At 69.4% G+C, this 12155-nt stretch carries 12 protein-coding genes and 1 riboswitch; of the genes, 9 read left to right on the top strand and 3 right to left on the bottom strand.

Going from position 1 to position 12155, the window contains the following annotated elements; genetic code table 11:
* Positions 1 to 38: 38 nt before the first annotated feature.
* A complete protein-coding gene (locus tag ACIRR8_RS29085) occupies positions 39 to 1292 on the top strand; it encodes an Ig-like domain-containing protein (RefSeq protein WP_404070345.1) in 1254 nt (417 codons plus the stop codon).
* Between the two features lie 60 nt (positions 1293 to 1352).
* On the opposite strand, the gene ACIRR8_RS29080 is transcribed toward ACIRR8_RS29085, so the two are convergent.
* Positions 1353 to 1754 (bottom strand): hypothetical protein, encoded by a 402-nt coding sequence (locus tag ACIRR8_RS29080; protein ID WP_326706264.1) that lies wholly within the window; start codon positions 1752 to 1754, stop codon positions 1353 to 1355.
* Positions 1755 to 1941: 187 nt separating this feature from the next.
* Between ACIRR8_RS29080 and ACIRR8_RS29075 the strand changes: the two genes are divergently transcribed.
* The 6 genes from ACIRR8_RS29075 to ACIRR8_RS29050 all read left to right on the top strand — a co-directional run bounded on the left by ACIRR8_RS29075 (position 1942) and on the right by ACIRR8_RS29050 (position 9085).
* Positions 1942 to 2562, top strand: coding sequence for a heme-copper oxidase subunit III (locus ACIRR8_RS29075; protein ID WP_026241469.1), 621 nt, complete (start codon positions 1942 to 1944; stop codon positions 2560 to 2562).
* A gap of 55 nt (positions 2563 to 2617) precedes the next feature.
* A complete protein-coding gene (locus ACIRR8_RS29070) occupies positions 2618 to 3427 on the top strand; it encodes a c-type cytochrome (protein WP_404070342.1) in 810 nt (269 codons plus the stop codon).
* Positions 3424 to 4476, top strand: coding sequence for a Rieske 2Fe-2S domain-containing protein (locus ACIRR8_RS29065; RefSeq protein WP_404070340.1), 1053 nt, complete (start codon positions 3424 to 3426; stop codon positions 4474 to 4476). Before ACIRR8_RS29070 ends, ACIRR8_RS29065 begins: the two co-directional genes overlap by 4 nt.
* Positions 4473 to 6119: a cytochrome bc complex cytochrome b subunit gene (locus ACIRR8_RS29060; RefSeq protein ID WP_404070337.1), complete on the top strand. Its 1647-nt coding sequence runs from the start codon at positions 4473 to 4475 to the stop codon at positions 6117 to 6119. The genes ACIRR8_RS29065 and ACIRR8_RS29060 overlap by 4 nt, the downstream gene beginning before the upstream one ends.
* 123 nt (positions 6120 to 6242) lie before the next feature.
* Entirely contained in the window at positions 6243 to 7307 is a 1065-nt protein-coding gene (gene trpD, locus ACIRR8_RS29055) for an anthranilate phosphoribosyltransferase (RefSeq protein ID WP_404070335.1), read from the top strand.
* 75 nt (positions 7308 to 7382) lie between these two features.
* A riboswitch (SAM riboswitch) is annotated at positions 7383 to 7500 on the top strand.
* 205 nt (positions 7501 to 7705) lie between these two features.
* On the top strand, positions 7706 to 9085 hold the full coding sequence (locus ACIRR8_RS29050; protein ID WP_404070333.1) for an aminotransferase class V-fold PLP-dependent enzyme: 1380 nt from the start codon (positions 7706 to 7708) through the stop codon (positions 9083 to 9085).
* Positions 9086 to 9150: 65 nt separating this feature from the next.
* Here ACIRR8_RS29050 and ACIRR8_RS29045 read toward each other — a convergent pair whose 3' ends face one another.
* Complete coding sequence (locus tag ACIRR8_RS29045) at positions 9151 to 9432, bottom strand: Lrp/AsnC family transcriptional regulator (protein ID WP_003969641.1); 282 nt, start codon at positions 9430 to 9432, stop codon at positions 9151 to 9153.
* The gene (locus tag ACIRR8_RS29040; RefSeq protein ID WP_404070331.1) at positions 9429 to 10193 is read right to left on the bottom strand and encodes a rhomboid family intramembrane serine protease; all 765 of its coding nucleotides are present in this window, start codon (positions 10191 to 10193) and stop codon (positions 9429 to 9431) included. Before ACIRR8_RS29040 ends, ACIRR8_RS29045 begins: the two co-directional genes overlap by 4 nt.
* Before the next feature lie 194 nt (positions 10194 to 10387).
* Between ACIRR8_RS29040 and ACIRR8_RS29035 the strand changes: the two genes are divergently transcribed.
* Complete coding sequence (locus tag ACIRR8_RS29035; RefSeq protein WP_015608051.1) at positions 10388 to 10630, top strand: hypothetical protein; 243 nt, start codon at positions 10388 to 10390, stop codon at positions 10628 to 10630.
* Between the two features lie 39 nt (positions 10631 to 10669).
* On the top strand, positions 10670 to 12031 hold the full coding sequence (locus tag ACIRR8_RS29030; RefSeq protein WP_404070329.1) for an NYN domain-containing protein: 1362 nt from the start codon (positions 10670 to 10672) through the stop codon (positions 12029 to 12031).
* Positions 12032 to 12155 lie beyond the last annotated feature (124 nt).

Genomic DNA, 12155 nt, shown 5'->3' with positions numbered 1-12155 from the left:
AACGCGCTGGATCGGATGAATCTTCTTAGCGTGATGACATGAACCACACGCCGCGCATCCGCACCGTAGTGAGCTGCACTCTGCTGGTCGTGACCCTTGGCGCGGGTGCGACCGCCTGTGGTGAGCCCGACGGACACCCGCTGTCGACGAAGCCGTACGACGCCGGGGACCAGGTCTCCTTCAACGGCCCCTCCAAGAACGAGAAGGCCGACCCCGACAAGCCGCTCGAAGTCACCGTCAAGGGCGACGACGGCCGGATCACCGACGTCAGCGCTGTCGACACCGGCGGCCGCCACCTCGCCGGCGAGCTCTCCGCCGACGGCAGGCGCTGGCGCTCCACGGCCCCGCTGGCCGCCGGCACCGGATACACCGTCAGGGTCTCCACCGAGAACGGCGACGGCGCTCCCGGCACCCGTACGCTCTCCTTCGACACCTCCTCGCCCAAGAAGCTGCTGAAGGTCGCCTTCGGCCCGGAGGCGGGCACCTACGGCGTCGGCCAGCCCATCACCGCGGAACTCAGCGCTCCGGTCACCGACAAGGCCTCCAGGGCCACCGTGGAGCGCGCCCTGAAGGTCCGCTCCACCCCGGCCTCCACCGGTTCCTGGTACTGGGTCGACGACAAGAAGCTCCACTACCGGCCCCGGGAGTTCTGGCCCGCCAACGCCACCATCGAGGTCCGCTCCAACCTCACCGGCATCAAGGTGGCCAACGCCCTCCACGGGGCCGAGGCCAAACCCCTGAAGATCACCACCGGCGACCGTGTCGAGGCCCTCACGGACGCCTCGACCCACACCATGACGGTCCTGCGCAACGGAGAAGTGATCAACACCATCCCGGTCACCACCGGCAAACCCGGCTTCTCCACCCGCAACGGCGTCAAGGTGGTCCTCGCCAAGGAGCAGTTCGTACGGATGCGCGGGGAGTCCATCGGCATCGCGGCCGGCTCCTCGGAGTCGTACGACCTGCCGGTCTACTGGGCCACCCGGGTGACCTGGAGCGGTGAGTACGTCCACGCCGCGCCGTGGTCCGTCGGCTCGCAGGGCAGCGCCAACGTCAGCCACGGCTGCACCGGCATGAGCACGAGCAACGCCGAGTGGTTCTTCGACACCGTGCGCCAGGGCGACATCGTGAAGGTCGTCGGGAGCGCCGGGGAGACCATGACCCCATTCGACAACGGGTTCGGCGAGTGGAACCTCTCCTGGGAGAAGTGGCAGAAGGGCAGCGCCCTCAACGAAGGGGTGCCGGACAGCCCGCAGACGCTCCAGGCCGCCCGTCTGCGCCCGCATGTCTGACCGGACACACCAGGAGCGCCCCGCACGGCGGGGCGCTCCTCACGGGGTCACAGGGCCCTCTCAGGCCTCCACGGCGAGCCGCGCGCGCAGCAGGGCCGCCAGCGCGTCGGCGAACTCCACCGGGTCCACCGGCAGCGTCACAGCGGCCTCGGCACGGCTCCAGGTGGCCAGCCAGGCGTCCTGCGGACGGCCGATCAGCAGGAGGACCGGGGGGCAGTGGAAGATCTCGTCCTTGATCTGACGGCAGACGCCCATGCCGCCGATCGGAGCCGTCTCGCCGTCCAGGACGCAGACGTCGACCCCGCCGCCGTCCAGCGCCGCCAGGACGGCCGGAAGCGTCGCGCACTCCAGGAACTTCACCGGTGGCACGTCGGCGGCAGGCCTCCGACCCGCTGCCAGCTTCACCTGCTCGCGGATGTTGGCGTCGTCGCTGTAGACCAGGACCGTGGCGGTCGCCTGCATTGTTCCTCCGTGACATCTGTGTCTTCGGGGCTCTCGGGGCATGAACCGATGCGCGGATCGTACTCCGGTCGACCGGCCGTCAGCACCGGTAAGGACACCGATTCGATGGGCCGTTCGGGCAGGACACACGGGACTGACACACCGAACGGCACCCCCCGGAGTGAGGGCGGGATAAGCGACCGACATAATGTCGGTCGTGGCGACAGCAACGACAGTAGAAACCGGGCACGCGCACCCGTCGGTCAATCGGCCGAACCTCACCAGCGTCGGAACCATCATCTGGTTGGCGTCCGAGCTGATGTTCTTCGCGGCCCTCTTCGCGATGTACTTCACCCTTCGATCGGTGATGGGACCCGATTACTGGAAGGAGATGGCCGGGCATCTGAACTTCCCGTTCTCGGCCACGAACACCACGATCCTGGTGCTCTCCTCACTCACCTGCCAGCTCGGCGTCTTCGCCGCCGAGCGGGGCGACGTGAAGAAGCTCCGCACCTGGTTCATCGTGACGTTCGTGATGGGCTCGATCTTCGTCGGCGGCCAGGTCCTGGAGTACGTGGAGCTGGTCAAGGAGGCGGGGCTCTCCCTCTCGTCCGACCCGTACGGCTCGGTGTTCTACCTGACCACCGGCTTCCACGGTCTGCACGTGACGGGCGGTCTCATCGCCTTCCTGCTGGTTCTCGGCAGGACGTACGCGGCCAAGAGGTTCACCCATGACCAGGCCACCGCAGCCATCGTCGTGTCCTACTACTGGCACTTCGTCGACGTGGTGTGGATCGGCCTCTTCGCAACGATCTACATGATCAAGTAACCGGGCTCGCACCCACCCACCATCGACGCAGAAGATCCTGACACCGGGGTAATCCGTGAAAAAGCTCTCCGCACGACGACGCCATCCGCTGGCGGCGGTCGTCGTACTACTCCTCGCGCTGGCGGCTACCGGGGGGCTGTACGCCGCGTTCGCGCCTGCGGGTAAGGCGCAGGCCGAAGAAACCGCCCAGTCCCTCGCCATCGACGAGGGCAAGAAGCTCTACACCGTAGGCTGCGCCAGCTGCCACGGAACCGGCGGTCAGGGCACCACCGACGGGCCGTCCCTCGTGGGCGTGGGCTCCGCCGCCGTCGACTTCCAGGTCGGTACGGGCCGTATGCCCGCGCAGCAGCCGGGCGCCCAGGTACCGAAGAAGAAGGTCATCTACACCCAGGCGGAGATCGACCAGCTCGCGGCGTACGTCGCGTCGCTCGGCGCCGGTCCGATCACGCCGACCGACAAGCAGGTCGACCCGGCCGGCGCGGACGTCGCCAAGGGTGGCGAACTGTTCCGCAACAACTGCGCCCAGTGCCACAACTTCACGGGCAAGGGCGGCGCCCTGACCAAGGGCAAGTACGCCCCGGACCTCGAAGGCGTGAGCCCGAAGCACATCTACGAGGCCATGCAGACCGGCCCGCAGAGCATGCCCTCCTTCCCGGACACGACGATGCCGGAGCAGGAGAAGAAGGACATCATCGCGTACATCCAGACCGTGAACGGTTCGGAGACGGCGAGCCCCGGTGGCCTCTCCCTCGGCGGTCTGGGTCCGGTCAGCGAAGGTCTGTTCGCCTGGATCTTCGGGCTCGGCGCTCTCATCGCAACCGCCGTCTGGGTCGCGGCCCACACCGCTAAGGCCAAGAAGTCATGAGTAGCCAACAGATTCCAGAAGACAACCTGCCCGTAGTGCAGGAGACCGCGCACGGCGCGGTGGAGGGTACGGACGACCCGTTCGCCGACCCGGGGCTGCCGGCCCACAAGCCGCGCATCCAGGACCTCGACGAACGCGCGGCGAACCGCTCGGAGCGGGCCGTCGCGTTCATGTTCGTCCTCTCGATGCTGTCGACGGTGGGCTTCATCGCCTCCTACGTCATCTTCCCGGTGGACAAGATCGTCTTCATCTGGCCCTTCGGCCATGTGAGCGCGCTCAACTTCTCCCTGGGACTGACGCTCGGCTTCGCGCTCTTCTTCATCGGAGCGGGCGCCGTCCACTGGGCGCGCACCCTGATGTCCGACGTCGAGGTCGCCGCCGAACGGCACCCGATCGAGGCGCCGGCCGAGGTCAAGGCCCAGGTCCTGGCGGACTTCAAGGCCGGTGCCGAGGAGTCCGCGATCGGCCGTCGCAAGCTGATCCGCACCACCATGTTCGGCGCGCTGGCCCTGGTGCCGCTCTCCGGTGTGGTGCTGCTGCGCGACCTCGGTCCGCTCCCGGAGAAGAAGCTCCGGACCACGATGTGGGCCAAGGGCAAGCTGCTCGTCAACATGAACACGGGTGAGCCGCTGCGTCCCGAGCACGTGGCCGTGGGGTCGCTGACCTTCGCCAAGCCCGAGGGGCTCGAGGAAGACGCGCACGACTTCCTGTCGCAGATCGCCAAGGCCGCCCTGATGATCGTCCGCATCGAGCCGGACGACATCAAGGACAAGCGCCAGCGTGACTGGGCCCACGAGGGCATCGTGGCCTTCTCCAAGATCTGCACCCACGTCGGCTGCCCGATCAGCCTGTACGAGCAGCAGACACACCACGTGCTCTGCCCGTGCCACCAGTCCACCTTCGACCTCTCCGACGGCGCCCGCGTCATCTTCGGTCCGGCCGGCCACGCGCTCCCGCAGCTGCGGATCGGCGTGAACAGCGAGGGCAACCTCGAGGCGCTCGGTGACTTCGACGAGCCCGTCGGCCCTTCCTTCTGGGAGCGCGGATGAGTACTGCAGCAACCAACGAGCCCGCCGACCAGGCGGGACAGCGCAAGGCACCCGCGGGCGAGCGGGTCGCCGACTGGGCGGACGGCCGGCTCGGCATCTACGGCCTGGCCAAGGCCAACATGCGCAAGATCTTCCCGGACCACTGGTCCTTCATGCTCGGCGAGGTCGCGCTCTACAGCTTCATCATCATCATCCTCACGGGTGTGTATCTGACGCTGTTCTTCCAGCCGAGCATGAACGAGATCGTCTACCACGGTCCGTACGAGCCCATGCAGGGCATCCGGATGTCGGAGGCCTACGCCTCCACGCTGAAGATCAGCTTCGAGGTCCGCGGTGGTCTGCTCGTCCGGCAGATCCACCACTGGGGCGCGCTGATCTTCCTGGCCGCCATGTTCGTGCACATGTGCCGTGTCTTCTTCACCGGTGCCTTCCGCAAGCCGCGTGAGGTCAACTGGGTCTTCGGCTTCCTGCTCTTCGTGCTGGGCATGTTCACCGGCTTCACCGGCTACTCCCTCCCGGACGACCTGCTCTCCGGTACGGGTGTCCGCTTCACCCAGGGCGCGATCCTGTCCGTGCCGATCGTCGGTACGTACATCTCGATGTTCCTGTTCGGCGGCGAGTTCCCCGGCCACGACTTCGTGGCCCGGTTCTACTCGATCCACATCCTGCTGCTGCCGGGCATCATGCTCGGACTGCTGGTGGCCCACCTGATCCTGGTCTTCTACCACAAGCACACGCAGTTCGCGGGTCCCGGCCGGACCAACAAGAACGTCGTGGGCATGCCCCTGCTGCCGGTGTACATGGCGAAGGCCGGAGGGTTCTTCTTCCTGGTCTTCGGCATCATCGCGATCATCTCGGCCATCGCCACGATCAACCCGATCTGGGCGCTCGGCCCGTACCGCCCGGACCAGGTGTCCACCGGCGCCCAGCCCGACTGGTACATGGGCTTCGCCGAGGGTCTGGTCCGCGTCATGCCGGGCTGGGAGATCGTGTTCTGGGGTCACACGCTCAACCTGGGCGTGTTCATCCCGCTGGTCCTCTTCGGCCTGGTGCTCTCGCTGCCCGCGGTGTACCCGTTCATCGAGTCCTGGATCACCGGGGACAAGCGCGAGCACCACATCCTGGACCGCCCGCGCAACGCCCCCACCCGTACGGCGCTCGGTGTCGCCTGGATCACGGCGTACTTCATCGGCCTCGTCGGCGGTGGTAACGACCTGTGGGCCACGCACTTCCACCTGTCGCTGAACGCCATCTCCTGGTTCGTCCGGATCTTCTTCTTCGCCGGACCGGTCATCGCGTTCATCGTCACGAAGCGGATCTGCCTCGGCCTCCAGCGCCGTGACAAGGAGAAGGTGCTGCACGGTCGTGAGACCGGCATCATCAAGCGCCTGCCGCACGGTGAGTTCGTGGAGATCCACGAGCCGCTCTCGCCCGGTCAGCTGCACACGCTTACCGCGCACGAGCAGTACAAGCCGGTCGAGCTCGGCCCCGAGGTCGACGAGAACGGCGTCAAGCGCAAGATCTCCCCGGTCCAGAAGGTGCGAGCCAAGCTCAGCAAGGGCTACTACGGCGAGAACAACCAGATCGTCAAGCCCACCGCGGAGGAGTACAAGGAGATCACCTCGGGCCACGGCCACCACTGATCTCCTGACCTGATCGCCACCGTGAGAGCCCCGTCCATCCGATGGACGGGGCTCTTCGCGGTCCCGGCGGCTGGATAGGGTGGAGCCGTATCTTTCCCGGCTGTGGACCCCCTGGAGCGGACCATGAACGTTGTGACCCCGAGCGGCGGCGACAGCGTGGCGGACCGTTCCTGGCCCGGCCTGCTGAACCCCCTGCTCCGCGGCGAGAACCTCTCCACCGAGGAGACCGCCTGGGCGATGGACCGCATCATGAGCGGCGAGGCGACCGACGCGCAGATCGCCGGCTTCGCGGTCGCTCTGCGGGCCAAGGGCGAGACCGTGGAGGAGGTCACCGGCCTGGTGCGCGCGATGTACGCGCACGCCAACACCATCCACGTGCCCGGCCGCACCGTCGACATCGTCGGCACCGGCGGCGACCTCGCCAAGACGGTCAACATCTCCACCATGTCCGCGATCGTCATCGCCGGGACCGGCGCCAAGGTCGTCAAGCACGGCAACCGGGCCGCCTCGTCGGCGAGCGGCTCCTCCGACGTACTGGAGAAGCTCGGCGTCAACCTGGAGCTGACCCCGCAGCGGGTGGTCGAGGTCGCAGAGGCGGCGGGCATCACCTTCTGCTTCGCCGTGAAGTTCCACCCGGCCCTGCGGTACGCGGCCAAGGCCCGCCGGGAGCTCGGCGCGCAGACCACGTTCAACATCCTGGGCCCGCTCACCAACCCGGCCCAGGTGCGCTCCCAGGCCATCGGGGTGGCCGACGCCAGGATGGCGCCCATCGTCGCGGGCGTGCTCGCGGAGCGGGGCAACTCGGCGCTCGTCTTCCGGGGCGACGACGGACTCGACGAGCTGACCACCACCGCCACCTCGCGGGTCTGGGTGGTCCGCGACGGCACGGTCCGCGAGGAGCCCTTCGACCCGCGGGACGTCGGCCTCCCGCTGGTCCCCGTCGAGGCGCTGCGCGGCGCCGACGCCTCGTACAACGCCGATGTGGCCCGCCGCCTGCTGGATGGCGGGACCGGCGCGGTACGGGAGGCGGTGCTGCTCAACTCGGCGGCGGCGCTGGTCGCGCTCGACCCGGGCACCGGCACGCTGACCGAGCAGATCGCGGCGAAGATCCAGGTGGCCGCCGAAGCCGTCGACTCCGGTGCGGCGAAGCACGCGCTGGAGCGGTGGGTGGCGGCCAGCAACGCCTGAAACCGGCCAAGGGCGCAGTCCGGATGCCGGACTGCGCCCTTGCGCGTGCGCATACATATGGCAAGATGCTGCGCAGGTCATGAGTGACAGCGACTACGGCCCCGGCCCGCTGTCCGGCAACCCTCCGTCCGTGGCGGGGTGCCCCGGGTGAAGACCAGGCCGTAGGCAGCGAGGTCTGCGGCAAGCGCGGGCCCCTCGGCGTCCAGTGGACGTCAGCCCCCGGGGTCCTGGTCCCTAGGGAGCCTTCTGTGAGCAAGCGAATGCGTTAGGGCTCGTCCCAGGGCTTCTTCACGCCCTGAGCTGACCGCCCTTCTTCAGCGCGCCTTTCCCCCTTCCCCTCCTGCGTTGCCGCGTACCCGCCGACGCCGGATTTCGCCTGCCTGTTACGGGAGTTCGCCATGTCTGTCTCCACCGCTGCCATCGACCCGTCGGTTTGTGCCCCGCTGCCCGTTCTGGGGCAGGATGTCACCGTTCCGCTCGTCACCGGCGGTGAGGTCACCTACGCCGCACTCGACTACGCCGCCAGCGCCCCGGCCCTCCAGCGGGTCTGGGACGACGTGGCCGCGTACGCCCCGTACTACGGCAGTGTCCACCGCGGGGCCGGATACCTCTCGCAGCTCTCCACCGACCTCTTCGAGAGCAGCCGCCGCACGGTCGCGGAGTTCCTCGGCTGCCGCGCGGAGGACCAGGTCGTCTTCACCCGCTCCACCACCGACTCCCTCAACCTGCTGGCCGCCGCGCTCCCGGCGGACTGCCAGGTCTTCGTGTACGAGACCGAGCACCACGCCTCCCTGCTGCCCTGGCGCGACGCCCGGGTCACCTACCTCAACGCGCCCCGTACGCCGGGCCAGGCGGTCCAGGCGCTGGAGCGGGCGCTCGCCGACCGCGACCCCTACGGCCCGGCCCTCGTCTGCGTCACCGGCGCCTCCAACGTGACCGGTGAGCTGTGGCCGGTGAAGGAACTGGCCGCCGCCGCCCACGCGCACGGCGCCCGCATCGTCCTCGACGCCGCCCAGCTGGCCCCGCACCACCCGGTGGACATCGCGGAACTGGACGTCGACTGGGTCGCGTTCTCCGGCCACAAGCTGTACGCGCCCTTCGGCTCAGGGGTCCTCGCGGGCCGCGCCGACTGGCTCCAGGCGGCCGAGCCGTACCTCGCCGGTGGCGGTGCCTCCCGCAAGGTCGCCCGGCGCGCCGACGGCGGCGTGGACGTCGACTGGCACACCACGGCCGCCCGCCACGAGGCCGGTTCGCCCAACGTGATCGGCGTCTACTCCATCGCCTCCGCCTGCAAGGCCCTGACCGAGGCCGGCTTCGACACCCTGGTCGCCCGGGAGCAGGAGCTGGTGCGCCGGGTACGCGAGGGCCTCGCCGAGGTCCCCGAGGTCCAGGTGCTCTCGCTCTTCGGCGACGACGCGCCCCGCGTCGGCGTCATCTCCTTCGTGGTGCGCGGCTGGAACAGCTCGCACTTCGCCGCCGCCCTCTCCGCCGAGTACGGCATCGGCGTCCGCGACGGCCTCTTCTGCGCCCACCCGCTGGTCCGCACCCTCCTCGGCAGCGACCCGCAGGACCCGGGGGAGTGCGGCGCCCCGGAGGCCGAGCCGGGCGAGCGCTTGCTCAACGCGATCCGGGTCAGCTTCGGCGCCGGTACGCCGGACGAGCACATCGAGCGGTTCCTGCGCGCGGTCACCGAGCTGGTCCGCGAGGGCGCCCAGTGGAAGTACCGCACCGAGGACGGCCGCTGCGTCCCGGACCGGGGCACGGCCGCCCAGGTCTGAGGCCTGCACAGCACGTCGGCCGGGAACAGGCGCGCTGCCTGTTCCCGGCCGAGGTATGTCGGAGGTTACGCGTCCAGGCCGATGGCGAACGCCGCTTCCAGGTCGTGCTGGGAGTACGTACGGAACGCCACATGCGTGTCCGTGCCCTCGACGCCCGGGATCTTGCTGATCCGGCCGGGGATGACGTCGGCGAGGTCGTCGTGGCGGGCCACCCGGACCATGGCGATCAGGTCGTAGGTGCCGGTGACGGAGAAGACCTCGCTGACACTGTCCAGCGCGGCGATGGCCTCGGCGATCTCCGGAATCCGGTCCACGCTGGTCTTGATGAGCACGATCGCGGTGATCACGGCTGTCTGTCTCCCTCGGTCGCCGTGGCTGGAACCTTCACTCTAGTGCGTCCCCGATAGCGTCCCCAGGCGTACAGGAACCCCGCCGCGAACCCCGCCACATGCGCCAGATACGCCACCCCCGGCCCCGCGTCCGCCGCCTGCGCCGCCGCCCACTGGAGCCCGAACCAGAAGACCAGCACGATCCAGGCCGGAAAGCGCAGCGGCAGGAAGAAGAGGAACGGGAACAGGCTGGTCACCCGGGCCTTCGGGAACAGGTAAAGGAACGCGCCGAGCACCGCCGAGATCGCGCCCGACGCCCCGACCAGCGTCTGCTCCGAGTCCGCGTGCGCCGCCGCGTAGCAGACCAGCGCCAGGTAGCCGCACCCCACGTAGAAGAGGGCGAAGTGCACGTGGCCCATGCGCTCCTCGGCCATCGCCCCGAACACGTAGAGGAAGAGCAGGTTGCCCAGCAGGTGCAGCCAGCTGCCGTGCACGAACAGCGCGGTGAACGGCGTGGCCAGCACGCGTGCCGAGCCCTCCCACAGCTCGGCCGGGATCACGCCCCACCGCTCGAAGTACCCGGCCTGCGCGGCGAGCAGCGCGTCCTGGCTGCCGTAGGAGGCGCCGCCGAAGCCGGAGAGCGGGCTGATCACGAAGATCGCGCAGCACAGGGCGATCAGCCCGTACGTCACCGGCGCCCCGCCCACCGTCCCGCCCGCCGCGCTGTCCCGGACCTTCCCGGCCGAGGCCCGCCAGTCGAACCGCCGTACGTCGATCATGTACAGAGCATGACGTACCAGCGGAGAACGGGACGGAGCGCCTCGCCGTGCCGATGCCTATACGCGAGGCCGTAGGGTTACGCCAGGACTTCCGCAGTTCGACGGCGCACCGCGAGATCCTTGACGTAGGACAGGAAGCGACACGGCGGCACGCCCTGCGCGCGCTGTCGGAGACGACGAAAGAGGACGCAACGATGACGACGGTTCCCCTGCCGACCGACGGGACCCGCTGGCGCTGCACCCTGTGCGGCAATCTCACGCGCTTCGACGTGACGCGGTCCTCCAAGGTCGTGGAGTACGTGCACCTCGACCTGGCCGGTGAGTCCAGTGTCGAGGAGCGGGAGGTGGTCAGTGAGACCATCGAGTCGGTCCGCTGTCGTTGGTGCAACGCGGTGGACCAGATCGAACTGGTGGACAGGCCGGGTGCCGCCTCCTGAGGGAGCGCGCCGACAGACAGATCTATGGGGTGACGGACGGTGGATCAGCCGACCAGTGGCGCCGAATCGGCCGATGCGGCCGACGACGGTGCCGAGGCGCTCGACCGCCCGCTGCCCGAAGGCGTACGGCGGCGGGTCGTCGCCCTGGTCGCGGACGCCTTCGGCGGTCTGACCATCGCCGAACTGCCCGCCCAGTTGCGGCAGTACGCCCGGTTCACCCCGACCCGGCGGGCCAAGTTCGCCGGGAACGCGATGGCCGCCGCGCTGGAGAGCGACCCGCTCTTCCGCCAGCGCATCGGTGAGCGGCTGAGCCAGGCCCAGCCGGAGCTGGCCGGTGCGCTGGAGGCGGGTTCGCCGCCCGCCGCCGCCGACCCCGTCGATGTGGCCGCCGCCGCCTACGTGCTGCGCCCCGTCGGCTGGGTCAAGCTGGTCGAGGCGGCCGGCGAGGAGGTCCAGCGGGCCGACGCGGAGCGGGTGGAGGAGGAGGCCCGGCGCGAACTGCTCCAGCTGCGCGAGGAACTGGAGCGGGCGCGCGCCCACACCCGCAGCGAGACCGAGCGGCTGCGCGCCGAGCTGGACGCGGCCCGCAAGGAGTCCGAGTCGCTCCACCGCAAGCTCCGCTCCGCGCAGAGCGAGGTCAAGCGCGGCGAGGCCGCCCTGCGCCGCTCCACCGCAGAGGCGGAGGTGCAGCGGGCCGAGGCGGCCGCCCAGCTCTCCGCCGCCGAGAGCGAGTCGCGCCGGCTCAAGCACCGGCTCGGCGAGGCCGAGGCGGCCCTGGAGGCGGGCCGCAGGGCCTCCCGCGAGGGCCGTTCGGTGGAGGACATGCGGCTGCGGCTGCTCCTGGACACCGTGCTGGACGCGGCGTCGGGGCTCCGCCGCGAGCTGGCCCTGCCCCCGGTGACGTCCCGCCCGGCCGACAGCGTGGACGCGGTCGAGCCCGGCCGGATGTCGCCCAAGGACATCGCCGCCAGGGCGCTTTCGGACACCGACCCGGCCCTGCTCGACCAGCTGCTGGCGCTCCCGCAGGCCCACCTCATCGTGGACGGCTACAACGTCACCAAGACCGGCTACCCCCAGATGCCGCTGGAGAAGCAGCGGTTGCGGCTGCTGGGCGGCCTCTCGGTGCTCGCCGCGCAGACCGGCGCCGAGATGACCTGTGTCTTCGACGGCGCCGAGCTGGCCGCACCGGTGCTGCTCGCGCCGCCGCGCGGAGTGCGGGTGCTGTTCAGCAAGGCGGGGGTCACGGCGGACGAGCTGATCCGTCAACTGGCCCGCGCGGAACCGCCGGGACGGCCCGTGGTGGTGGTCTCCACCGACCGCGAGGTGGCGGACGGGGTGGCCAAAGCCGGTGCCCGGCCCGTCGCGTCCGTGTTGCTCCTCAAGCGGCTTTCGCGCGTCTAGGTACAGTTGTGCGACATGTGTGGCATGCCGGATTTTTGGGAACGTACCGTCAAGTCGCCGCTACACGTGGTGGAGTGAGAGTAAAAAAGTGCCTGATGTGACAAGAAAAATCCTGTGAGGATTT

It is taken from the genome of Streptomyces sp. NPDC101178, from assembly GCF_044767965.1.
GTDB lineage: Bacteria > Actinomycetota > Actinomycetes > Streptomycetales > Streptomycetaceae > Streptomyces.
Note: the sequence above shows the minus strand (reverse complement) of the source record. Positions and strands in the feature narration are given on the sequence as shown.

Excerpts from the sequence above, each read along its gene's own strand:
- ACIRR8_RS29085 (WP_404070345.1), top strand. The coding sequence starts at position 39 with ATGAACCACACGCCGCGCATCCGCACCGTAGTGAGCTGCACTCTGCTG.
- ACIRR8_RS29080 (WP_326706264.1), bottom strand. The coding sequence starts at position 1,754 with ATGCAGGCGACCGCCACGGTCCTGGTCTACAGCGACGACGCCAACATC.
- ACIRR8_RS29075 (WP_026241469.1), top strand. The coding sequence starts at position 1,942 with ATGTCGGTCGTGGCGACAGCAACGACAGTAGAAACCGGGCACGCGCAC.
- ACIRR8_RS29065 (WP_404070340.1), top strand. The coding sequence starts at position 3,424 with ATGAGTAGCCAACAGATTCCAGAAGACAACCTGCCCGTAGTGCAGGAG.
- ACIRR8_RS29060 (WP_404070337.1), top strand. The coding sequence starts at position 4,473 with ATGAGTACTGCAGCAACCAACGAGCCCGCCGACCAGGCGGGACAGCGC.
- trpD (WP_404070335.1), top strand. The coding sequence starts at position 6,243 with ATGAACGTTGTGACCCCGAGCGGCGGCGACAGCGTGGCGGACCGTTCC.
- ACIRR8_RS29050 (WP_404070333.1), top strand. The coding sequence starts at position 7,706 with ATGTCTGTCTCCACCGCTGCCATCGACCCGTCGGTTTGTGCCCCGCTG.
- ACIRR8_RS29040 (WP_404070331.1), bottom strand. The coding sequence starts at position 10,193 with ATGATCGACGTACGGCGGTTCGACTGGCGGGCCTCGGCCGGGAAGGTC.
- ACIRR8_RS29035 (WP_015608051.1), top strand. The coding sequence starts at position 10,388 with ATGACGACGGTTCCCCTGCCGACCGACGGGACCCGCTGGCGCTGCACC.